Consider the following 21,641-nt stretch of genomic DNA (forward strand, 5'->3'; position numbering starts at 1 on the left):
GTCAACTCCATACGCTATCAAGTCGTTTCAAAGGGCCGCCCGGCTTACGGGCGGCGCGCTTGCAATCAGGGTCAGCTGTCCAGCGCCTTGTACTTCTCGCGCAGGTGGTTGCGGATCCACACGGCAGAGAGGTTGAGAGTCGCGATCACCAGCACCAGCAGCAACGCAGTGGCATATACCAGCGGCCGCGCGGCTTCGACGTTCGGGCTCTGGAAGCCGACGTCATAGATGTGGAAGCCCAGGTGCATGATCTTCTGGTCCAGGTGCAGGTACGGGTAGTTACCATCCACGGGCAGCGACGGCGCCAGCTTTACCACACCCACCAGCATCAGCGGCGCCACTTCGCCGGCGGCACGGGCCACGGCGAGGATCATGCCGGTCATCATGGCCGGGCTGGCCATGGGCAGGACGATTTTCCACAGGGTCTCGGCCTTGGTTGCGCCCAGCGCCAGCGAGCCTTCACGCACGGTGCGCGGGATACGCGCCAGGCCTTCTTCGGTGGCCACGATAACCACCGGCACCGCCAGCAATGCCAGGGTCAGCGATGCCCACAGCAGGCCCGGAGTACCCAGCGTCGGCGCCGGCAGGGCTTCCGGGAAAAACAGGCGGTCGATCGAGCCACCCAGTACGTAGACAAAGAAACCCAGACCGAACACACCGTAGACGATCGCAGGAACACCGGCCAGGTTGTTCACCGCAATGCGGATAAGCCGGGTGACCGGGCCCTGCCTGGCGTACTCACGCAGGTACACAGCAGCCAGCACGCCGAACGGGGTGACGATCACGGCCATGATCAGGGTCATCATCACGGTACCGAATATGGCCGGGAAGATACCGCCTTCAGTGTTGGCTTCACGCGGGTCTTCGCTGAGGAACTCCCACACTTTGGTGAAGTAGCTACCCAGCTTGGTGAAGCCCGACATCGCGTTCGGCCGGATGGCATGCACCACTTTGCTCAGGTTGATCTCCACTTCTCGGCCGTTGGCATCGCGGGCCACCAGGCTGTCACGGGCAAAGGCCTGGTGCAGGCCGGTCAGGCGGTCTTCAATGGCCTTGTAGCGGCTATTCAGTTCGGCACGGTCGGCGTCCATATCGGCCTGTGCAGCGGCGTCCAGCTTGCCGTCCAGCTCCAGCTTGCGCGCCTGCAAGCGCAGGCGCTCGAGGCCATGGTTGATGGCACCGATGTCCTTCTTCTCGAGGCTTTGCAGCTCGTTGTTGAGTTGGTTGGCGCGCTTGAGACGGGCCTGCAGTTCGTTCCAGGCGGCAGGCCCCTCGGCGACTACGCGGCCTTCTTCCTTGACGCTGACCAGGTAGCCGTAAAAATTGCCCCACTCGCGGCGCTCCAGGGCCATCAGATCGGCCGGGTGCTGTTCATCGACCAGCCAGTCGCCGACCACCCAGGTGAAGTCGCTACCATTGAGGTCGCGGTTACCCACCTTGATAAGCTCCCGGGTCATGAACTCCGGGCCTTGGTCAGGCACCGGCAGGCCAGCCCCCTTCAGACGAGCCCGGGGTACTTCCTCCTTCTGCACCACTTCGCCAATGACGACGTGATCGGCCTGGCCCGGCACCTTGTAGGTGGCCTGGACAAGATCGGCCGGCCAGAAGTGGCCCAGGCCGCGCACGGCGATCACCGCCAGCAGGCCGACGGTCATGATCACGGCCATGGCCACCGCGCCGCCGCTCATCCAGACGCCTGGGGCGCCGCTCTTGAACCAGCCTTTGAGGGAATCCTTTTTCACGGATCGCTACCTTTCTATCAAAGCGACGAGTATTTCTTGCGCAGACGCTGGCGAATCAGCTCGGCCAAGGTGTTCATGACGAAGGTGAACATCAGCAGCACCAAAGCAGCGAGGAACAGCACGCGATAGTGGCTGCCACCGACTTCCGACTCCGGCATTTCCACGGCCACGTTGGCGGCCAGGGTGCGCATGCCCTCGAACAGGTTCATCTCCATCACCGGTGTGTTGCCGGTGGCCATCAGCACGATCATGGTCTCGCCGACTGCACGGCCCAAGCCGATCATCAGCGCTGAGAAGATGCCCGGGCTGGCGGTGAGGATCACCACACGGGTCAGGGTCTGCCAAGGCGTCGCGCCCAAGGCCAGCGAGCCCAGGGTCAGACTGCGCGGCACACTGAACACGGCGTCTTCAGCAATCGAGTAGATGTTCGGAATGACCGCGAAGCCCATGGCAATACCGACCACCAGGGCGTTGCGCTGGTCATAGGTGATACCTAAGTCGTTGGTGATCCACAGGCGCATGTCACCGCCGAAGAACCAGCTTTCCAGGTGCGGGCTCATGGTCAGGGCGAACCAGCCGGTAAACAGGATGACCGGAATCAGGATCGCCGCTTCCCAACCATCCGGCACGCGCAGGCGGATCGACTCCGGCAGCCGGCTCCAGACAAAGCCGGCCAGCAGGATACCGATCGGCATCAGCAGGAACAGGCTGAACACACCGGGCAAGTGGCCTTCCAGGTACGGGGCCAAAAACAGGCCGGCGAAGAAGCCAAGGATCACCGTCGGCATCGCTTCCATCAGCTCGATCACCGGCTTGACCTTGCGGCGCATGCGCGGGGCCATGAAGTAGGCGGTATAGATGGCTGCAGCAATGGCCAGCGGGGCGGCCAGGATCATGGCGTAGAACGCGGCCTTCAAGGTACCGAAGGTCAGCGGCGACAGGCTCAGTTTGGGCTCGAAGTCAGTGTTCGAAGCGGTCGATTGCCAGACGTATTTCGGCTCGTCATAGTTCTCGTACCACACCTTGCCCCACAGCGCGCTGAACGAAACCTCCGGGTGCGGGTTGCGCAGGCTCAACGGCAACAACTTGCCGCCTTCTTCGATAATGATTCGGTTGGCGCGTGGCGACAGGGCCAGGGTGCCAGGGCCTTCGGCAGCCTGCTCAACCAGCAGGGTTCGGTGTGCAGTGCTGTGGAACACGCCCAGTTTGCCTTCGGCGTCCAAGGCGATGAAGCCTTTGCGGCGCTCTTCGGCGTCGATCTGCACGATCGGTGCCTTGCCCATCTGGAAGGTACGGATCTGCTTGAAGCGCGATTCTCCATCCGGGTCACGGGCCATGAACCATTGGGCCAGCCCGCCCTTGGAGTCACCGATGATCAGCGAAATGCCACCAACCAGCTGGGCGGTGGCGGTAATTTCGGTGTCGGCGCTTTCAGACAGCTTATAACGGCCATTGAGGCTCTTGTCGCGCAGGCTGAACACATCGGCCGTGGCGCGACCGTTGATCACGTACAGCCAGTGCTGGCGTGGGTCGATGAAGATATTCTTCACCGTTTCGGTCATTTGCGGCAGTTCGATGCGGTTCTGCTCGGTGGTGACCTCTTCGGTCATCATGTTTTCCGTGCGGGTCAGCTCGACCACCTGCAGCTGAGCACCGGTAGAGCCGGCCAGCAGCAGAGTGTCACCATTGACGTTGACGCTGACGTGGTCCAGCGCACGCCCCTGCTCGTCGAGCACGAACGATTGCTCGCCGTACGGATAGTCGATGCCAGGGGTGATGGTTTTCTTGTTGTCCGGGTAGGTGATCTTGTAGGTGTGGTGGAACACCAGGGCCTGACCATTGGACAAGCCCAGAACCACCAGCGCGCTGCCCGGCTGGTCAGTACTGATGGAAGTAACCTGGGTGTCCGCCGGCACTGCCAGATCGACACGCTTGAGTTCGTTACCGGTCTTGGTATCGAAGAACAATGCCTGGCCCTTGTCCGAAACACGCATCCCCACCTGATTCTGCTCTTCAAGCGCGATCATCAGTGGCTTACCGGCATCCTGCTGCAGCCATGTCGGCTCCAGGGCTTTCTTGCTGGTCAGCTCGGCACCCTGGAACAGTGGCAACACCACATAGGCCAGGTAGAAGAAGATCAACGTGATTGCCGCCAATACGGCAAGCCCGCCTACCAGTACATACCAGCGGGTCAGGCGGTCCTTGAGCGCGCGCATGCGACGCTTGCGTTGCAACTCGGGCGTATTGAAATCAATGCGCACGGGCTGGGAGTTTTGGGTCATGTTGGAATTGGCCAGATCATTCATGCGCACACCCTAGCGGTCCCGTGTGACAAAAACATTACAAAGTGGTGACGCGCGAAAGCCCGCCGCACAGGGAACCTGGCTTCGGACTGGAAATTCGTGGAAGAGGCCGGGCTGTGGCACCGGCCTCTTCTTAATTACTTACTTCTTTGCAACGTTACCGGCGTGCGACAGGCCCAGGTCAGCCAGGGTCTTGTCGACGACTTTGGCTGGCAGCGGGATGTAACCATCCTTCACCACCACCTGCTGGCCCGCTTGCGACAGCACCAGCTTGACGAACTCGGCTTCCAGCGGGGCCAGAGGCTTGTTCGGCGCCTTGTTGACATAAACGTAAAGGAAGCGCGACAGCGGGTAGGTGCCGTTCAGGGCGTTGGCTTCATTGTCTTCAATAAATTCACCGCCGTCTTTCTTGGCCAGGGCTACGGTCCTGACGCTGGCGGTCTTGTAACCGATGCCCGAGTAGCCGATGCCGTTCAGCGAGGAGCTGATCGACTGAACGACCGAAGCCGAGCCAGGCTGTTCGTTGACGTTAGGCTTGAAGTCGCCTTTGCACAGCGCTTCTTCCTTGAAGTAGCCGTAGGTGCCCGATACCGAGTTGCGGCCGAACAACTGAATTGGCTTGTTGGCCAGGTCGCCGGTCACACCGACGTCGCCCCAGGTCTTGATCTCGGCCTTGCCACCGCACAGGCGAGTGGAGGAGAAGATGGCGTCAACCTGAGCCATGGTCAGGCCCTTGATTGGGTTGTCCTTGTGCACGAACACGGCCAGGGCGTCGACGGCGACCGGGATGGCGGTCGGCTTGTAGCCGTACTTCTGCTCGAAGGCTTGCAGCTCGACATCCTTCATCTTGCGGCTCATCGGGCCGAGGTTGGCGGTGCCTTCGGTCAGCGCGGGTGGCGCGGTAGAGGAGCCGGCAGCCTGGATCTGGATGTTTACGTTCGGATATTCCTTCTTGTAGGCCTCGGCCCACAGAGTCATGAGGTTCGCGAGGGTGTCGGAACCGACGCTGGAGAGGTTGCCCGAAACACCGGTGGTCTTGGTGTAGGTCGGGATCGCAGGATCGACAGCGGCTACCGCGTTGGCGGTTGCAACGCCAGCGGCGGCAAAGGTAAGGGCCGCCATCAAACGCTTCAGTTTCATGCCTTGCTCCTAGCAGGAATATTGGGGTGTTGGATGGAACGGGCCCAAGTATCGGCAGGCCGCATGAATACGATATGACTTCATTGTGACAATTGGATGAAAGGCCATCACTGAAAACAGGCCCGGCCTCTTCGCGGCTAAAGCCCCCCCACAGGTTCGGTGTCGGCCTTTAGGCCTGTGCAACCCCCTGTAGGATCGGCTTTAGCCGCGAAGAGGCCAGTAGCCGTAGCGCAGATCAGCGCTTGTTGGCGAGCAGGTACAGGCCCACGGCCAGACCGACGGCGCAAAGGCCTGCCACGTAGTAGGCAGGCGCCATCGGGCTCACCTTCAGCAATGCGGTCACCACCATCGGCGTCAGCCCGCCAAAGATGGCGTAGGCCACGTTGTACGAGAACGACAACCCGCTGAAACGCACCACCGCCGGGAACGCCTTGACCATGACATAAGGCACTGCGCCAATCACGCCCACGCACAGGCCGGTGACGGCATACAGTGGGAACAGCAAATCGGGGCGGGTCGGCAGGCTGTGGTAGAAGGTCCAGGAGCTGGCCAGCAGCAGCAGGCTGCCGATCACGAACACGCGGCCCGCACCAAAGCGGTCAGCCAGGCTGCCGGCACCAATACAGCCGAAGCTGAGCAACACGATGGCCAGGCTGTTGGCCTTGAGCGAGTCGGTCGGGCTGATGTGGTAGAAGCTCTGCAGCAGCGCCGGGGTCATCAGGATGACCACCACGATGCCGGCTGAAAGCATCCAGGTCAGCAACATCGACAGGATGATCGGGCCACGGTGGTCGCGCAGCACAGCGCGCAGCGGCAGCTCCTCGGCCAGTGCCTTGCGTTGCTGCATTTCGGCGAACACCGGGGTTTCGTGCAGCCAACGGCGCAGGTACACCGAGAACAGGCCGAACACACCGCCAAGCAGGAACGGAATACGCCAGGCGTAGTCAGCCACTTCTTCCGCGCTGTACACGCTGTTGATCAGGGTCGCTACCAGCGAGCCCAGCAGGATGCCGGCAGTCAGGCCAGCGGTCAGGGTGCCGCAGGCATAGCCGGTGTTGCGAGCCGGCACGTGCTCGGAGACGAACACCCATGCACCCGGTACTTCACCGCCGATTGCCGCGCCCTGGATGACGCGCATCAACAACAGCAGGATCGGTGCCCACATGCCGATCTGCGCATACGTCGGCAGCAACCCCATGATCAGGGTCGGCAGGGCCATCATGAATATGCTCAAGGTGAACATCTTCTTGCGACCAAGCAAGTCACCGAAATGGGCCATGATGATGCCGCCCAGCGGCCGCGCCAGGTAACCGGCGGCGAAGATGCCGAACGTTTGCATCAGCCGCAGCCACTCGGGCATGTCGGCCGGGAAGAACAACTTGCCCACCACCGTGGCGAAGAACACGAAAATGATGAAATCGTAGAACTCCAGCGCACCGCCCAAGGCGGACAGTGAGAGGGTCTTGTAGTCGCTGCGGGTCAGCGGCCGCGAGGGCTGCTCGATACTGCTGGGCACGGAGGTCATCGCTCGTTGTTCTCTTTGTAGGGCATGCAGGCCGCTCGGCGCGCGGCTTCTGGATTGGAGACAGGCGAAGATAGCAAATTGCCGAGCTACGCCGAAAGCGATACAAAATCCACGTAGATATTCATGAATGCGCGGTCGTCGCTGGCCGTTATGCCCTATATACTGGCAGATCGTAGGATTAGGTTGCTCCTAACGTGGGATGTTGTGCGAAAACGCCGGTCACTATTGTCAGGCGGTTTCGCAGAGTTTCCCTACGGCCGCCCAGTGAAACGAAATCGGCGTAGTATGTTTCAAGCTGAATCGTTTACCCGGCCTTTGCGCCACACCAACGAAAAGCGTCACGGGTCAGAGGCCCCATCGCATGATTGAGCTCGAACAAGAAGATCCAATCCCGCAAGGCGACCTGGCCTTGCAAATCACCGCATTGCCGCGAGAAACCAACGGGTTTGGCGATATTTTTGGCGGTTGGCTGGTTGCCCAAATGGACCTGGCAGGCACGGCCATGGCCAGCCGTGTCGCCGGCGGCCGCGTAGCCACCGTAGCCATCGACCGCATGGCCTTCCTGGTACCCGTCGCGGTAGGCGCACAGCTGTCTTTCTATACCCAGACCCTGGAAATCGGCCGCAGCTCGATCCAGATGATGGTCGAAGTGTGGAGCGACGACCCGCTGTCCAGCGAATGGCGCAAGGTCACCGAAGCGGTATTCGTCTTCGTCGCCATCGACGGCAGTGGCCGTACCCGCTCCGTGCCTCGTCGCTGAGCCTCGCTGGCGGTAAACTCATTGCATGTGCCCGGGTCCAAGGCCCACTGGCAATCAATGGGACGAACGCAATGGCTACCTTTCAGGTCGTAACCGAGCAACATGGCGAACTCAACTGTTGGCGTATCAGCAGTGACCGCGCCGAACTCCTGATCGCCCAGCAGGGCGCACAGGTCCTCAGCTACCAGCAGGTAGGCGAACCGCCGCTGCTGTGGCTGAGCGACCAGGCCATCTTCCGCCAGGGCAAGTCGGTACGCGCCGGGGTACCAGTGTGCTGGCCATGGTTTGGCAACCTGCAGCGCAACCCTCAGGCCGTCCAGGCCATGTACCAGGGAACACCGGCGCCTGCCCACGGGCTTGCGCGCACGCGTGACTGGCAATTGCTGGGTATTGAGGAAGTGGGCGAAACCCTGCGGATCGAGTTCGAACTGCCTGAAGCGCAGGGCGACCTGCCGGGTTGGCCTCATGATGTCGAGCTGAAACTGGTGGTGGAGATGGGCACAGAGCTAAAACTGAGCCTGACCAGCCGCAACATGGGCAATACCCCCGTGACCATCAGTCAGGCCCTGCATAGCTACTTCGCGGTCAGCGATGTGCGCCAGGCGCGGGTCGAGGGTGTCGACGGGCTGGGTTATATCGAGACCCTGGCGGGCTGGGAACAGCGCCAGCAGCTGGGGGCACTGACGTTTGCCGGGGAGACGGACCGGATCTACCTGAACACCCCGCAGACCCTCAGCATCGTCGACACGCATTGGAGTCGGCGGATTACCTTGACCAGCAGCGGCTCGCGCTCAGCGGTGATCTGGAACCCGTGGACCGAGCGGGCCAAGGAGCTGGCGGACATGGCTGACGATGGATGGCAGCGGATGTTGTGCATCGAGACAGCCAATGTGTGGGATGACCTGGTGGAGTTGAAGCCTGGGGCGAGTCATTCGCTGAGCGTCCAGATCGGTTGTGAAAATATCTGAGCCCAGCACTTTTGTTGCCGGCCTCTTCGCGGGCTTGCCCGCTCCCACAGGTAACCCACAATTTTCGAGGCTTGTGGAGAACCTGTGGGAGCGGGCAAGCCCGCGAAGAGGCCGGGCCAATTATCAAAGGTCTGCGTCTTCTACCACCCTCACCTTCCCCGCATCCAGCGCATAGGCCGCGTCGGCCAGGTCATTGCTGACCTTTTCCACCTTCAGCTTGCCGCTGACCCACAGCGGGGTGTAGATGTCATCGATCTTCAGGCCTTTCGGGTAGCGCACCAGTACCAACTGGTTGGGCGGCGGTGGCGGCACATGGATGCACGCACCCGGGTACGGCACCAGGAAGAACAACGTGCTGTTGCCCTTGGCGTCACTCTCCAGCGGCACAGGGTAGCCACCTAGGCGGATGTCCTTGCCATTCATGGCCGCAACGGTCTTGGTCGAATACATCACCGCAGGCAGGCCCTTGCTCTGCTTGAGGCCACCCTTGGCGGTAAAAGTGCCCATGGCTTCCGGTGAGTTGTGGTCGATTTCAGGCATTTGTTCCAGCGCCTTCTGGTCCGACCTGGGCATCAGCTCCAGCCAGTCGGTTTCGGGCAGTTCGGCATGGGCCAGCGTACTGGCCAACAGCAAGGGGACAAGGAAAAAGGCACGCATGAAAATGCTCGGCAACTCGAATGAATTGCCGAGCATTCTAACCAGTAATCAGCGTTTCTTGATGAATCCGTAGATCACCAGCAGGACCACGGCACCGACCAGCGCACCAAAGAAGCCCGCCGCCTGCCCAGCCTGGTATATACCCAGCGCCTGGCCGCCATAGGTAGCCAACAAGGAGCCGGCAATACCCAGCAGGATGGTCATGATCCAGCCCATGCTGTCATCGCCCGGCTTGATGAAGCGGGCCAGCAGGCCGACGATGAGGCCGATGAAGATGGTTCCAATGATACCCATGGCAATCCCTCTGCAGTGAAGTTGGAACAAGCCAAAGCCTAGACGGGCTTCGGCTTGCTGCCATATTCAGAGGGCGTGCCGCTTGCAGAAGTTCGATTCGATGCCCGATCAGTTGCTGATCAGCGCCTCTACTTCGGCAATCTTGCGCTCGAGGGTGGCCATGTCAGCGCAGCGCAGGGTGGCGTGTCCAACTTTGCGGCCAACCTTGAAGGCTTTGCCGTAGTGGTGCAGGTGGCAGTCCCCGATGGCGAGAACCTTGTCCACGGCCGGCACTTCACCGATGAAGTTGAGCATCGCGCTCTCGCCCACCTTGGCGGTCGAGCCCAGTGGCAGGCCGGCAACGGCACGCAGATGGTTCTCGAACTGGCTGCACTCGGCACCTTCGATGGTCCAGTGCCCGGAGTTGTGCACACGCGGGGCTATTTCGTTGGCCTTCAAGCCACCATCTACTTCGAAGAACTCGAAGGCCATCACGCCAACGTAATCCAGCTTCTGCAACACGCGGCCGACGTAATCTTCGGCCAGCGCCTGCAGCGGGTGTGCCTGACTGGCCACCGACAGGCGCAGGATGCCGCTCTCGTGGGTGTTGTGCACCAGCGGGTAGAAGCGGGTTTCGCCATCGCGGCCACGCACGGCCACCAGTGATACTTCGCCAGTGAACGGCACGAAGCCTTCCAGCAGGCATGGCACGCTGCCCAGCTCGGCGAAGGTACCCACCACGTCTTCTGGCGTGCGCAGCACCTTCTGGCCCTTGCCGTCGTAACCCAGGGTGCGGGTTTTCAGTACGGCCGGCAGGCCGATGCTGGCCACTGCGGCGTCCAGATCTGCCTGCGAGAGGATGTCGGCGAAGGCCGGAGTGGGGATGCCCAGGTCGCGGAACATGCTCTTTTCGAACAGGCGGTCACGGGCGATGCGCAGCGATTCGGCGCTGGGGTACACCGGCACGAACTGCGAAAGGAAGGCGACGGTCTCGGCCGGGACGCTTTCGAACTCGAAGGTGACCAGGTCGACTTCGTCGGCCAGCTGACGCAGGTGGTCCTGGTCGCCGTAGTCGGCACGCAGGTGCTCGCCCAGGGGCGCAGCGCAGGCGTCCGGTGCCGGGTCGAGGAAGGCGAAGTTCATGCCCAGCGGGGTACCCGCCAAGGCCAGCATGCGGCCCAGCTGGCCGCCACCGATTACACCGATCTTCATGGGTTGAGCCTCAAGCCTGGCGCGGGTCTGGGTTGTCCAGCACGGTGTCGGTCTGTTCCGTGCGGAACTGCTTCAACGCCGCGTGGTACTGCGGGTACTTGGCGCCCAGAATGCTGGCCGACAACAGGGCAGCGTTGACTGCACCGGCACGGCCGATGGCCAGGGTGGCAACCGGCACACCGGCAGGCATCTGCACGATCGACAGCAGCGAATCGACGCCCGACAGCATCGACGACTGAACCGGCACGCCCAGCACCGGCAGGTGGGTCTTGGCGGCGCACATGCCTGGCAGGTGGGCTGCGCCACCGGCACCGGCGATGATCACCTCGATGCCACGGCCCTCAGCCTCCTCGGCATACTGGAACAGCAGATCCGGGGTGCGGTGGGCGGAAACCACCTTCACTTCGTAGGGAATGCCGAGTTTTTCCAGCATATCGGCGGTGTGGCTAAGGGTGGACCAATCGGACTTGGAGCCCATGATCACGCCAACCAGTGCACTCATCGTCGAGCCTCTCCTGCAAGCGCCTTCTGGCGCGCTAAAAGCAACAAGCCACGCAGGTGGGCCGGCGTGGCTTGTCATACGGATTCTGAATCGACCAGTCGGCCGAAGGCGCGGGATTGTAACGTATTTAAAGGCTGGCCGCCCACCCCTACAAGCACATGCCGGATCAAAGGGCAAGCTGTCTCGTGGGACAACTTTTTCCTGCTGCCTCGGGGTCGACGAGTGCTGCACGCTCGCAGCCCTTCCTCGAGCACTTTGGTACGTCTACATGAAAACTCCATGCTTCTTCGCACTTTCGTTTGGTCTGGCACTCAGCGTGCAATTGCCTAGTGCTTCGGCAGCCCAAGCGCTCACCGTCACCGTCTATGTGCACGACGACCTGGCCGATATGCACGACGGGCAATTGAACGAAGACTTCTTCCAGCATTGGCTGAACGAAATGCGCAGTTTCAGCCAACATCCCGTCGAAGTGATATTTCAACGCAATATAAAACACATAACCGATATTGCTTATGCAGGAATGCCGTCCGAAAAGCTCCTGGATGCTTTCAGCCGGCAGGTGTATGCACAAAAGCGACACCGACTCTACTCCCTCATGGATAAACATCTCCTGCTCACCCGCAACAGCTACGATCACAGCGGCCTGAACTACAACGCCGGCTTGGCCTATTTAAAGCAGAAAACAGCCATTGCCTCTGTGGCCGCATACGGTGCTGCAGCTCATGAAATTGGCCATCTTCTAGGCGCCACCCATGAAGACGCCGAACTGAAGTTCAATGGTTGGGTGTGTGAAACGTACACGCACCCCCGTGTACCGGCACGGTCCAACTGCTACCGCTACAGCGACAGGAATCGTGCAAATATCACTGATTACCTGAAGGAGAATTCAAAGTGACGCTTCACCTTGTGCTGCAGACGACTCCAGCTTGCGCCATAGCAAGCGGACGTTAGCCTTACGCACCAGCGCGCAGCGGTACAGGCGGATTTCCAGCGGCACATGCCATTGGCTACCGCCGCAGATCGCCAGCTCACCGCGTTCGAGCTCGCCACGCATGGACAGGCGCGGCACCCAGGCGATGCCCATCCCTTCCAGGGCCATGCTCTTGAGGCTGTCGGCCATGGCGGTTTCATAGACGGTGGTATACCGCAGGTTGCGCTGGCGCAGCAGTAAGTTGACCGAGCGGCCAAGGAATGCGCCGGCGGTATAGGCCAACAATGGCACGCTGCCCTCGCCTTCCAGGTCGAACAACGGCTTGCCATCGGCACCCACGGCGCACACCGGCAGCATTTCAGTGTTGCCCATGTGCAGCGATGGGAAGATCTCGGCATCCATCTGCAAGGCCGCGTCCGGGTCGTAGAACGCCAGCATCAGGTCGCAGCCGCCTTCGCGCAGTGCATGTACGGCATCTCCGACGTTGGTCGCAACCAGGCGGGTGGCGATGTTCAAACCGTCGTTGCGCAACTGGGCCACCCAACGGGGGAAGAAGCCCGACGCCAAGGAGTGCGCCGCAGCGACTTGCACCACTTCGCCCTGCCCGCCTTCAAGATGATGCAAATGACGGAGAATTTCGCTCAACTGGTCGACAACGGTACGCGCTGTGACGAGAAATAGCTGCCCGGCCTCGGTCAGCTCGATGGGTGTGCGAGAGCGGTTAACCAGTTGCAGGCCCAACGCCGCCTCAAGGCTGCGAATGCGCCGGCTGAAGGCCGGTTGGGTAACGAAACGCCGCTCTGCCGCCTGGGAAAAACTGCGGGTAGCGGCCAGAGCGCTGAAGTCTTCCAGCCATTTGCTTTCAAGGTTCACAAAGCACATCTCCCGGCGTGCACCAAAATGGAACACGCTCGAATATCAATTGGCGTCACATGAAACACTATGCCGTTTGTGCATAGGTTAGCGTGCAATAGCATTGGCCGCAAAAACACCTTCAGGCCTAGGATTGGCGCCATTCCGGCAGGTGCCGGGTCAAAATCGAGATGATATACATCATGTCCTCTGCTGCATCGTTCCGCGTCGAAAAAGACTTGTTGGGTACCCTTGAAGTTCCTGCAGATGCCTACTACGGCATCCAGACCCTGCGCGCTGCCAACAACTTCCACCTCTCCGGTGTTCCGCTGTCGCACTACCCGAAGCTGGTCGTGGCCCTGGCCATGGTCAAGCAGGCCGCTGCCGACGCCAACCGTGAGCTGGGTCACCTGAGCGATGCCAAGCACGCTGCCATTTCTGCAGCCTGCGCCCGCCTGATAAAAGGCGATTACCACGACCAGTTCGTAGTTGACATGATCCAAGGCGGCGCTGGTACTTCTACCAACATGAACGCCAACGAAGTCATTGCCAACGTTGCGCTGGAGGCCATGGGCCACCAGAAGGGTGAGTACCAGTACCTGCACCCGAACAACGACGTGAACATGGCGCAGTCGACCAACGACGCCTACCCGACCGCAATCCGCCTGGGCCTGTTGCTGGGTCACGACGCGCTGCTGGCCAGCCTTGATAGCCTGATCCAGGCCTTTGCTGCCAAGGGTAAAGAATTCGACCACGTACTGAAGATGGGCCGTACCCAGCTGCAGGACGCCGTACCAATGACCCTGGGCCAGGAATTCCGCGCCTTCGCCACCACCATGAACGAAGACCTGCAGCGCCTGCGCTCGCTGGCTCCGGAACTGCTGACCGAAATCAACCTGGGTGGTACCGCCATCGGTACTGGCATCAACGCCGACCCTGGCTACCAGGCCTTGGCCGTACAGCGCCTGGCTACCATCAGCGGCCATCCGCTGGTACCGGCTGCCGACCTGATCGAAGCCACCTCCGACATGGGCGCTTTCGTGCTGTTCTCCGGCATGCTCAAGCGCACAGCGGTCAAGCTGTCGAAGATCTGCAACGACCTGCGCCTGCTGTCCAGCGGCCCGCGTACCGGCATCAACGAGATCAACCTGCCGGCGCGTCAGCCAGGCAGCTCGATCATGCCAGGCAAGGTCAACCCGGTTATTCCAGAGGCTGTAAACCAGGTGGCCTTCGCCATCATGGGCAACGACCTGGCCCTGACCGTCGCCGCCGAAGGTGGCCAACTGCAGCTGAACGTGATGGAGCCGCTGATCGCCTACAAGATCTTCGACTCGATCCGCCTGCTGCAACGCGCCATGGACATGCTGCGCGAGCACTGCATCGTCGGCATCACCGCCAACGAACAGCGCTGCCGCGAACTGGTCGAGCACTCGATCGGCCTGGTTACCGCACTGAACCCGTACATCGGCTACGAAAACGCCACCCGTATCGCCCGCGTTGCCCTGGAAAGTGGCCGCGGCGTACTGGAACTGGTGCGCGAAGAGAAGCTGCTGGACGACGCGATGCTCGACGACATCCTGCGTCCGGAAAACATGATCGCTCCACGTCTGGTTCCGCTGAAGGCGTAATCAGGCCGCTGTAAACAGTCTCACCAGGTCGAGGGACTAGACACCTCTCAACCTTTCCAAGGCCCGAGCGCTTGCTTCGGGCCTTTTTTTTGCCTGAAGGTTTTGGGGGCCGCTTTTGCGGGCCTTCGCGACACCAGACCGCGCCTGCAGAGTATGTGGTTTACCTGCAGCCCCGGATATCGGCACACAACTTGCTCCATAATGCGTCCCAGCCCCACGGGATTACCCAGCATGCTGCACAGCCACCTGACCACCCTCAACGCAGTTTCGCTGATTCTCAACGTCTTCCAGGCAGACGGTTGCGAGGCTTCAGCGCTGCTGGCCGGCAGCGGCATTGGCCCGGCAGACCTGGGGCATGCCGATGCGCGCATCACCACACAGCAGGAGTTGCAGGTTTGCGCCAATGCGGTGGCCCGACGCGAGGACATTGGCCTGGAGCTGGGCCAGCGCATGCATGTGTCGTGCTACGGCATGCTCGGTTACGCGCTGCTCTCCAGTGCCACTTTGGGTGACGCCTTACGCCTGGCGCTGCAATATCCGGCACTGCTGGGAACAGTCTTCAAGCTGCGCTTGCTCGACGACGGCCAACGTGTCTGGTTCAGCGCCAGCGATTACCAGGACAGCCCGGCGCTGAGCGCTTTCAACGCCGAGTTCTGCCTGGTGTCGCTGAAAGTCATCTGCGACGACCTGCTTGGCCGTCCGTTGCCGCTGCTTGGCGCACGCTTTGAACACCCTCGCCCTGGTTACCACGCGCTCTATGCCGGAGCGTTTCCATGCCCGATCGGTTTCGCCGCCGAGGACAATGCCTTTGCCTTCGAACGGCGATGGCTGGATATGCCGCTGCCGCTGGCCGACCCGATTACTCACAAAGCCATGAGCGAGCGCTGCCGGCGCCTGAACCTTGAATTCACCGGTCGCCAGGCATGGCTGGGACGGATTCGCCAGCTGCTGGCGCAGCAACTGGACGCAGCCCCTGGGCTGGAAGGGCTTGCGCGGCAGATGAACTGCTCGTCGCGCACCCTGCGTCGGCATTTGCAGGCGCTGGGCTGCAGTTATCAACAACTGCTGGACGAACTGAGGTTCGAGCGGGCCAAGCAGTTGCTGGCCGATGAACAGATGCCGATCTACCGGATTGCGGAGACTTTGGGGTTCAGTGAGACGGCCAGTTTTCGGCATGCCTTCCAGCGCTGGAGTGGCGTGGCGCCCAGCCATTTTCGTGGTTGACCTGTTCTGGCCTCTTCGCGGGTAAACCCGCGCCTACAGGGGCGTCACAACCCCTGACGCCTTGGTGGCCATTGTAGGAGCGGGTTCACCCGCGAAAGGGCCGGACCTGCCGGCCAATGCCCAAAGGCCGTTCACCGTTGCCGCCGCTGCCTTACCCGCGACGGGGCTGGGATAGGTCACCGCCCATCTGGCCATAGACCTTGGCCACATCGATCCCCTTTTGGCCGTTTGCGTCGTTCTCCCCTGCTGATCAGCCCGTAACAATGGACCCACGCCAGTCCCCACCGGAGAACAACAATGCTGACGATCTATTCCGATGACCACCGCCTGCACCACGGCCGCTGCGAGCTGATCGATGGCAAGCTGATGCCCTGTTTCGAAATGCCTTCGCGCGCCGACCATGTGCTCGACCAGGTGAAAAAACGCGACCTCGGCGATATCCAGGGCCCCACCGATTTCGGCCGTGCGCCGTTGCTGCGCATCCACAGCGCCGACTACCTGAATTTCTTCGAAGGCGCCTGGGCCCGCTGGGCTGCACTGGGCCACGAGGGTGACCTGCTGCCCTTCACCTGGCCGGCCCGCACACTGCGCCAGGTCAAACCGACCGGCCTGCATGGCGAACTGGGTTACTACAGCTTCGATGCCGGCGCCCCCATCACCGCGGGTACCTGGCAGGCGGCCTATAGTGCTGCGCAAGTTGCCCTGACCGCACAGGCAGCGATTGAGCAAGGCGCCCATGCGGCGTTCGCCCTGTGCCGTCCGCCAGGACACCACGCTGCCGGTGAAGTGATGGGCGGCTACTGCTACCTGAATAACGCCGCCATCGCCGCCCAGGCCTTCCTCGACCAAGGCCGAAGCAAGGTCGCCATCCTTGACGTCGACTACCACCACGGCAACGGCACCCAAGACATCTTCTACAGCCGCGACGACGTGTTCTTCGCTTCGATCCACGGCGACCCGCAGGACGAATTCCCGTTCTTCCTAGGCTATGCCGATGAAACCGGCGAAGGCGCAGGCGAGGGCTACAACATCAACTACCCCTTGCCGGCCGGTAGCGACTGGGCCGCCTGGAGCGCAGCCCTGGAAGATGCCTGCAAGCGCATCGCCAGCTATGACGCCGACGTGCTGGTCATCTCCCTGGGTGTGGACACCTTCAAGGACGACCCCATCTCGCAATTCAAGCTGGACAGCCCGGACTATCTGGAAATGGGCAAGCGCATCGGCCAACTCGGCAAGCCGACCCTGTTCGTGATGGAAGGCGGCTACGCTGTGGAAGAAATCGGCATCAACGCGGTCAATGTGCTGGAAGGCTTCCAGCGCGCCCAGCCAGGAGCCCGATAATGGTCCGACTCAAACGTCTGCTCGCCCCGCTCATCGCTGCCACCCTGTCCACGGGCGCCCTGCATGCGCAAGCCGAGCAGCGTACCCTGCGTGTATACAACTGGTTCGATTACATCACCCCGCAGACCTTGACTGCGTTCCAGAAGGACAGTGGCGTCAAGCTGGTGTACGACATCTTCGACACCAACGAGGCGCTGGAGGCCAAGCTGCTAACCGGTAACTCCGGTTATGACGTGGTAGTGCCGTCCAACGTGTTCCTCGCCAAACAGATCGAAGCCGGGGTGTTCCAACCGCTGGATCGCAGCAAGCTGCCGAATTGGAAACACCTGGACCCGGCGCTGATGAAGCTGATCGAAGCCAATGACCCGGGCAACAAGTTTGCCGTGCCGTATATGTACGGCACCGTGCTGATCGGCTTCAACCCGGCCAAGGTCAAGGCTGCACTCGGCGACAACGCGCCGGTGGACAGCTGGGACCTGATTTTCAAGGAAGAGAACATCGCCAAGCTCAAGCAGTGCGGCGTGGCCCTGCTCGACTCGCCGTCGGAGATTCTACCGGTGGCCCTGCAGTACCTGGGCTTGCCGCCGAACAGCGACAAACCGGCCGACTACAAGAAGGCCGAGGCGCTGATGCTGAAGATTCGTCCGCATATCACGTACTTCCACTCCTCGAAGTACATGGCAGATATCGCCAATGGCGACATCTGCGTGGCGGTGGGCTACAGCGGCAGCTTCTCGCAGGCTGCCAACCGCGCCCGCGAGGCGAACAACGGCGTGGTGGTGGACATGCGCCTGCCCAAGGAAGGCGCGCCAATCTGGTTCGACATGCTGGCGATTCCAAAGGGCGCAGCCAACCCGGAGGATGCGCATACCTTCATCAACTACCTGCTGCGGCCAGAGGTCATTGCGCCGATCAGCGACTTCGTCGGGTATCCGAACCCGAACAAGGATGCGACCGACAAGGTGAATCCGACGATTCGCAACAACCCCAACCTGTATCCGACAGCAGAGGCGATGGCCAAGCTGTATACCCTCAAGCCTTTGACACGAAATGCCGAACGGGCCAGGACCCGCGCCTGGACGCGGATAAAGTCCGGTACCTGATATTGAACCGGGGGCTGCTTTGCAGCCCCCTTCATTTTCTCCAGACTTTGCGTAGTTTCATCAAGGCCTCGGCTATCTCGCCCTCCGGCACCGCAGCAAAGCCCAACACCAGGCCTGCCCGTTTATCCACAGGCGCCTCGCTGTCCGCCAACCAGAAATTGCTCAGTGGCGTCACCTCCACCCCCACCGCCTCGGCCTTGGCCACCAGCTCCTGTTCCCGAGCAAAGTTATCCACATCGACCTTCACATGCAGCCCAGCCGCCACTTCCAGCATTGCGCCCAACCCCGGAATATCCACAGGCCAACCGGCCATGAGCACATCGCGCCGCTTCAACGCCGCCTTGCGCATGCGGCGGATATGCCGCTGAAAATGCCCTCGCGCCATGAACTCGGCCATCACGCACTGGCTGCTGACCTCCGAATGCCGTACCGCCAACGCTTTGCCCTGGCTGAACGCCTGCACCAGACTTGGTGGTAGCACCAGGTAGCCCAGACGCAACGCCGGGAAGGCTATCTTGCCGAAAGTACCGACATACAGCACCCGCCCGTGCCGGTCGAGCGCCGCCAGCGGGGCCAGCGGGGCACCGCTGTAGCGATACTCGCCGTCGTAGTCGTCCTCGATGATCCAGCCGCCACTGCGTTCAGCCCAGGCCAGCAATGCCAGGCGACGTGCAAGGCTCATGGTCACCCCGGTCGGGTATTGGTGCGCAGGCGTGACATAGGTCAGCCGACAATCCGTCAACTGTTCGAGCCGGTCGCAGTCCAGCCCGTCTTCATCCACAGGTACGCCAACCACCCGCCCCCCCGCGAGCGTGAAGGCATGCGCGGCCGCCCGATAGCCTGGGTTTTCCACAGCCACACCGTCGCCCGATTGCAGCAGCAACTGTGCACAAAGGCTGATGGCCTGCTGCGCACCGCTTGTGATCACAATTTGTTCAGCTGTGCAGTTCAGCCCCCGCGAGCGGCGTAAGTAGGCCGCAATCAGATCGCGCAAAGCCGGTTCACCTGCCGGGTCACCATAGCCCAGTTGCGCAGGGGACGGGTTGCGCCAGAAACCCGCCTGTAGCTTGGCCCATACGTCAAACGGGAACAGGTCGAATGCCGGAATGCCGACTCGAAATGCACGCGGCGCGCCACTTCTGGGAGGTGGTAAATGGTTGCTTTTCAGGCGCTGCAGAGGCTCACGGAAAAGTCTCTCGCTGGATAAATCCTCAGTATTTTCTTCAGGAAATGTGGATAAACCTGTTGATAAGCATAGGGATAACCCTGTGGATACTTCTGTGGACAGTTTGGGCAGTAGGCTAACGTAAGTGCCATCGCCGACCCGACTTTCGATGAAGCCCTCGGCATACAGCTGATCATAGGCGCGCACCACGCTGTTGCGTGAAAGCGCCAACATGGCAGCCAGGTCGCGCGTGGCCGGCAGCCGCGTACCACTGCTCAGACGCCCATCCAGTACCCGTGCTCGCAACGCCTGATACAGCTGCTGGCTAAGCCCGCGGCGGCGATCAAGGGCAATCCCGGCAGGGTCGAAAGGCAGTATGAGGGGGGACTCACTCATGGTATTGGACCTATCAAAACAGGCAGAAATGGCTCTTACATAGAACCAATAGCCTGCCTAGGATGGAGCCATTCGACAAGGATCCCGCCATGTACACCAGTAAGCCCCACCAGGAACACGACCTCACCCGCCTGCACCAGCACATGCTAGACACCCGCCTGGCCGTTCTGATCAGCCAAGGCGAGCAGGGCCTTCTGGCCACGCACCTGCCGGTGCTGGTCGATACCGCCGAGGGCGTTTACGGCACTGTGTATGCTCACCTGGCCCGGGCCAACCGCCAATGGCAAGACCTGCAGCAAGGCGCAGAAGCGCTGCTGGTATTCCCCGGCGCCGATGCTTATGTCAGCCCCAGCTATTACCCAAGCAAGGCCGATAACCCCAAGGTGGTGCCGACCTGGAACTACCTGGCGGTGCACGCTTATGGCCCGGCCGAAGTCATCCATGAGGCCGAGCCGCTACTGGCTATCGTAAGCCGCCTGACCGACCGCCACGAACAGGGTCGCAGCGAACCATGGAAAGTCACCGATGCACCTGCCGACTACATCGAGGGCATGCTGCGTGCCATCGTCGGCATCCGACTGCCCATTGCGCGCCTTCAAGGTGCACGCAAGCTCAGCCAGAACCGCTCCGGGCAAGACGTCGCTGGCGTGCGCGAAGGCCTGACCGCCAGCCCCGATCAACTGGACAAACTACTCGCGGCGCACATGCGCCAAGCCTGAAGGAATAGCCCCATGACCAGCGTTACTCTGCGCCCTGTCACTGCCCAGGATCATGCCGCCTGGCACGCCCTGTGGCAGGCCTACTTGCACTTCTACGAGACCAAACTGGCCGATGCCATCAGCCTGAGCACCTGGCAACGCTTGCTCGACCCCAACGAGCCAACCCATTCGGCACTGGCCTGGGTCGACGGCAAGGCGGTGGGGATGGTCAACTTCATCTACCATCGTTCCAACTGGAGCATCGAGAATTCCTGCTACCTGCAGGACCTGTATGTGGACAGCACGCAACGTGGCCTGGGCATTGGTCGACAGCTGATCGAGTACGTCTACACCACTGCCAAGGCCGACAACTGCATCAAGGTGCACTGGCTGACCCACGAAACCAACGCCACTGCCATCAGCCTGTACCAGCAGGTTGCAGAGCGGTCGGGTTTCATCCAATTCCGCAAAGGCTTGTAGGTCGAACATGACAGACGCATTGAACTGGAAACCCGCCGCCACCCCCAAGGCCGAACCAATTGAAGGTCGCTTCATCCGCCTGGAGAAGCTCGATGCAGAGCGCCATGGCGAAGACCTCTGGGAGGTGCTGCAGGGGCCGGCCTCCGATCCGGTGCTGTGGGACTACTTGCCCTACGGCCCGTTCGCCGAACGTGCCGCCTTTGACCGCTGGCTGGAAGGCAATGCTGCTGGCCTCGACCCGCTTTTCTATACCGTCATCGACCGCGCCAGTGGCCAGGCCCAAGGCATTCTCAGCCTGATGTCGATCGTGCCTGACCACGGCCGAATAGAGATCGGGCACATCGCCTTCGGCGCCGCCATGCAGCGCACGCCCAAGGGTACCGAGGCGGTGTATCTGCTGGGCAAGCTGGGCTTCGAGCTGGGTAATCGACGACTGGAGTGGAAGTGCAATAACGCCAATGCCCGCTCCAAACGCGCGGCAGAACGATTCGGCTTCGTCTACGAAGGGGTGTTCCGCAAGCACCTGGTGGTCAAGGACCATAACCGCGATACGGCTTGGTACTCGATTACCGATGATGAATGGCCGGCGGTAGCTGCCGGGTTTGAGCGATGGCTGAGCGAGGAGAACCAGCAGCCGGGTGGCCAGGTGGATAGCCTTGAGGTGTGCCGCAAAGGTTGAACGGTGTGCTGAATCAGCTGGCCTTTTCGCGGATGAACCCGCTCCTGCGGGGGATGCGCGTC

Annotated in this window: 20 protein-coding genes; 10 read left to right on the forward strand and 10 right to left on the reverse strand. The window is 61.4% G+C overall.

Features of this window, described 5'->3' with window-relative positions; all coding sequences use genetic code 11:
* Positions 1 to 71: 71 nt before the first annotated feature.
* The 4 genes from pstA to GST84_26045 all read right to left on the reverse strand — a co-directional run bounded on the left by pstA (position 72) and on the right by GST84_26045 (position 6,710).
* Positions 72 to 1,742 carry a phosphate ABC transporter permease PstA gene (pstA, locus tag GST84_26030; GenBank protein XGB15626.1) on the reverse strand — a complete coding sequence of 557 codons (1,671 nt, stop codon included), beginning with the start codon at positions 1,740 to 1,742 and terminating at the stop codon, positions 72 to 74.
* 17 nt (positions 1,743 to 1,759) lie between these two features.
* The gene (locus tag GST84_26035) at positions 1,760 to 4,048 is read right to left on the reverse strand and encodes an ABC transporter permease subunit (GenBank protein ID XGB15627.1); all 2,289 of its coding nucleotides are present in this window, start codon (positions 4,046 to 4,048) and stop codon (positions 1,760 to 1,762) included.
* A 138-nt stretch (positions 4,049 to 4,186) separates the two neighbouring features.
* Positions 4,187 to 5,185, reverse strand: a complete 999-nt coding sequence (gene pstS / locus GST84_26040) for a phosphate ABC transporter substrate-binding protein PstS family protein (GenBank protein XGB15628.1) — start codon at positions 5,183 to 5,185, stop codon at positions 4,187 to 4,189.
* 235 nt (positions 5,186 to 5,420) lie between these two features.
* Complete coding sequence (locus GST84_26045; GenBank protein ID XGB15629.1) at positions 5,421 to 6,710, reverse strand: MFS transporter; 1,290 nt, start codon at positions 6,708 to 6,710, stop codon at positions 5,421 to 5,423.
* Positions 6,711 to 7,071: 361 nt separating this feature from the next.
* Between GST84_26045 and GST84_26050 the strand changes: the two genes are divergently transcribed.
* Both GST84_26050 and GST84_26055 read left to right on the forward strand, forming a co-directional pair.
* On the forward strand, positions 7,072 to 7,470 hold the full coding sequence (locus GST84_26050) for an acyl-CoA thioesterase (GenBank protein ID XGB15630.1): 399 nt from the start codon (positions 7,072 to 7,074) through the stop codon (positions 7,468 to 7,470).
* Positions 7,471 to 7,541: 71 nt separating this feature from the next.
* Positions 7,542 to 8,438 (forward strand): D-hexose-6-phosphate mutarotase, encoded by an 897-nt coding sequence (locus tag GST84_26055; GenBank protein ID XGB15631.1) that lies wholly within the window; start codon positions 7,542 to 7,544, stop codon positions 8,436 to 8,438.
* A gap of 123 nt (positions 8,439 to 8,561) precedes the next feature.
* Here GST84_26055 and GST84_26060 read toward each other — a convergent pair whose 3' ends face one another.
* From GST84_26060 to purE, 4 genes are all read right to left on the reverse strand, one after another.
* Complete coding sequence (locus GST84_26060) at positions 8,562 to 9,110, reverse strand: DUF3299 domain-containing protein (protein XGB15844.1); 549 nt, start codon at positions 9,108 to 9,110, stop codon at positions 8,562 to 8,564.
* A gap of 33 nt (positions 9,111 to 9,143) precedes the next feature.
* Positions 9,144 to 9,389 (reverse strand): GlsB/YeaQ/YmgE family stress response membrane protein, encoded by a 246-nt coding sequence (locus GST84_26065; GenBank protein XGB15632.1) that lies wholly within the window; start codon positions 9,387 to 9,389, stop codon positions 9,144 to 9,146.
* Positions 9,390 to 9,497: 108 nt separating this feature from the next.
* On the reverse strand, positions 9,498 to 10,580 hold the full coding sequence (locus tag GST84_26070; protein XGB15633.1) for a 5-(carboxyamino)imidazole ribonucleotide synthase: 1,083 nt from the start codon (positions 10,578 to 10,580) through the stop codon (positions 9,498 to 9,500).
* Positions 10,581 to 10,590: 10 nt separating this feature from the next.
* Positions 10,591 to 11,082, reverse strand: coding sequence for a 5-(carboxyamino)imidazole ribonucleotide mutase (gene purE / locus GST84_26075; GenBank protein ID XGB15634.1), 492 nt, complete (start codon positions 11,080 to 11,082; stop codon positions 10,591 to 10,593).
* 268 nt (positions 11,083 to 11,350) lie between these two features.
* Between purE and GST84_26080 the strand changes: the two genes are divergently transcribed.
* Entirely contained in the window at positions 11,351 to 11,977 is a 627-nt protein-coding gene (locus tag GST84_26080; protein XGB15635.1) for a hypothetical protein, read from the forward strand.
* Here GST84_26080 and GST84_26085 read toward each other — a convergent pair.
* A complete protein-coding gene (locus GST84_26085; GenBank protein XGB15845.1) occupies positions 11,969 to 12,895 on the reverse strand; it encodes a LysR family transcriptional regulator in 927 nt (308 codons plus the stop codon). The genes GST84_26080 and GST84_26085 overlap by 9 nt on opposite strands.
* Before the next feature lie 173 nt (positions 12,896 to 13,068).
* Between GST84_26085 and aspA the strand changes: the two genes are divergently transcribed.
* The 4 genes from aspA (at position 13,069) to GST84_26105 (ending at position 18,161) form a co-directional block, all read left to right on the forward strand.
* Entirely contained in the window at positions 13,069 to 14,493 is a 1,425-nt protein-coding gene (gene aspA, locus GST84_26090; GenBank protein XGB15636.1) for an aspartate ammonia-lyase, read from the forward strand.
* A 231-nt stretch (positions 14,494 to 14,724) separates the two neighbouring features.
* The gene (locus GST84_26095; protein ID XGB15637.1) at positions 14,725 to 15,717 is read left to right on the forward strand and encodes a helix-turn-helix domain-containing protein; all 993 of its coding nucleotides are present in this window, start codon (positions 14,725 to 14,727) and stop codon (positions 15,715 to 15,717) included.
* Positions 15,718 to 16,014: 297 nt separating this feature from the next.
* On the forward strand, positions 16,015 to 17,058 hold the full coding sequence (locus GST84_26100; protein XGB15638.1) for a histone deacetylase family protein: 1,044 nt from the start codon (positions 16,015 to 16,017) through the stop codon (positions 17,056 to 17,058).
* Positions 17,058 to 18,161, forward strand: a complete 1,104-nt coding sequence (locus GST84_26105) for an extracellular solute-binding protein (GenBank protein XGB15639.1) — start codon at positions 17,058 to 17,060, stop codon at positions 18,159 to 18,161. Before GST84_26100 ends, GST84_26105 begins: the two co-directional genes overlap by 1 nt.
* 31 nt (positions 18,162 to 18,192) lie before the next feature.
* Here the strand turns inward: GST84_26105 and GST84_26110 are convergent, their stop codons facing one another.
* Entirely contained in the window at positions 18,193 to 19,722 is a 1,530-nt protein-coding gene (locus GST84_26110) for an aminotransferase class I/II-fold pyridoxal phosphate-dependent enzyme (GenBank protein XGB15640.1), read from the reverse strand.
* Positions 19,723 to 19,811: 89 nt separating this feature from the next.
* On the opposite strand from GST84_26110, the gene GST84_26115 reads away from it, so the two are divergent.
* From GST84_26115 to GST84_26125, 3 genes are read left to right on the forward strand one after another with little or no spacing between them, the layout of a single operon-like run.
* The gene (locus GST84_26115) at positions 19,812 to 20,441 is read left to right on the forward strand and encodes an FMN-binding negative transcriptional regulator (GenBank protein ID XGB15641.1); all 630 of its coding nucleotides are present in this window, start codon (positions 19,812 to 19,814) and stop codon (positions 20,439 to 20,441) included.
* Positions 20,442 to 20,453: 12 nt separating this feature from the next.
* Positions 20,454 to 20,900, forward strand: a complete 447-nt coding sequence (locus tag GST84_26120) for a GNAT family N-acetyltransferase (GenBank protein XGB15642.1) — start codon at positions 20,454 to 20,456, stop codon at positions 20,898 to 20,900.
* Positions 20,901 to 20,907: 7 nt separating this feature from the next.
* Positions 20,908 to 21,579, forward strand: coding sequence for a GNAT family N-acetyltransferase (locus GST84_26125; protein ID XGB15643.1), 672 nt, complete (start codon positions 20,908 to 20,910; stop codon positions 21,577 to 21,579).
* Positions 21,580 to 21,641 lie beyond the last annotated feature (62 nt).

This window comes from Pseudomonas putida (assembly GCA_041879295.1).
In the GTDB taxonomy this organism is placed as follows: Bacteria; Pseudomonadota; Gammaproteobacteria; order Pseudomonadales; family Pseudomonadaceae; genus Aquipseudomonas; species Aquipseudomonas putida_Y.

Coding starts and splice junctions, on each gene's coding strand:
- GST84_26035 (XGB15627.1), bottom strand. CDS start 4,048: ATGAATGATCTGGCCAATTCCAACATGACCCAAAACTCCCAGCCCGTG.
- pstS (XGB15628.1), bottom strand. CDS start 5,185: ATGAAACTGAAGCGTTTGATGGCGGCCCTTACCTTTGCCGCCGCTGGC.
- GST84_26045 (XGB15629.1), bottom strand. CDS start 6,710: ATGACCTCCGTGCCCAGCAGTATCGAGCAGCCCTCGCGGCCGCTGACC.
- GST84_26050 (XGB15630.1), top strand. CDS start 7,072: ATGATTGAGCTCGAACAAGAAGATCCAATCCCGCAAGGCGACCTGGCC.
- GST84_26055 (XGB15631.1), top strand. CDS start 7,542: ATGGCTACCTTTCAGGTCGTAACCGAGCAACATGGCGAACTCAACTGT.
- GST84_26065 (XGB15632.1), bottom strand. CDS start 9,389: ATGGGTATCATTGGAACCATCTTCATCGGCCTCATCGTCGGCCTGCTG.
- GST84_26070 (XGB15633.1), bottom strand. CDS start 10,580: ATGAAGATCGGTGTAATCGGTGGCGGCCAGCTGGGCCGCATGCTGGCC.
- purE (XGB15634.1), bottom strand. CDS start 11,082: ATGAGTGCACTGGTTGGCGTGATCATGGGCTCCAAGTCCGATTGGTCC.
- GST84_26080 (XGB15635.1), top strand. CDS start 11,351: ATGAAAACTCCATGCTTCTTCGCACTTTCGTTTGGTCTGGCACTCAGC.
- GST84_26085 (XGB15845.1), bottom strand. CDS start 12,895: ATGTGCTTTGTGAACCTTGAAAGCAAATGGCTGGAAGACTTCAGCGCT.
- aspA (XGB15636.1), top strand. CDS start 13,069: ATGTCCTCTGCTGCATCGTTCCGCGTCGAAAAAGACTTGTTGGGTACC.
- GST84_26095 (XGB15637.1), top strand. CDS start 14,725: ATGCTGCACAGCCACCTGACCACCCTCAACGCAGTTTCGCTGATTCTC.
- GST84_26100 (XGB15638.1), top strand. CDS start 16,015: ATGCTGACGATCTATTCCGATGACCACCGCCTGCACCACGGCCGCTGC.
- GST84_26105 (XGB15639.1), top strand. CDS start 17,058: ATGGTCCGACTCAAACGTCTGCTCGCCCCGCTCATCGCTGCCACCCTG.
- GST84_26110 (XGB15640.1), bottom strand. CDS start 19,722: ATGAGTGAGTCCCCCCTCATACTGCCTTTCGACCCTGCCGGGATTGCC.
- GST84_26115 (XGB15641.1), top strand. CDS start 19,812: ATGTACACCAGTAAGCCCCACCAGGAACACGACCTCACCCGCCTGCAC.
- GST84_26120 (XGB15642.1), top strand. CDS start 20,454: ATGACCAGCGTTACTCTGCGCCCTGTCACTGCCCAGGATCATGCCGCC.
- GST84_26125 (XGB15643.1), top strand. CDS start 20,908: ATGACAGACGCATTGAACTGGAAACCCGCCGCCACCCCCAAGGCCGAA.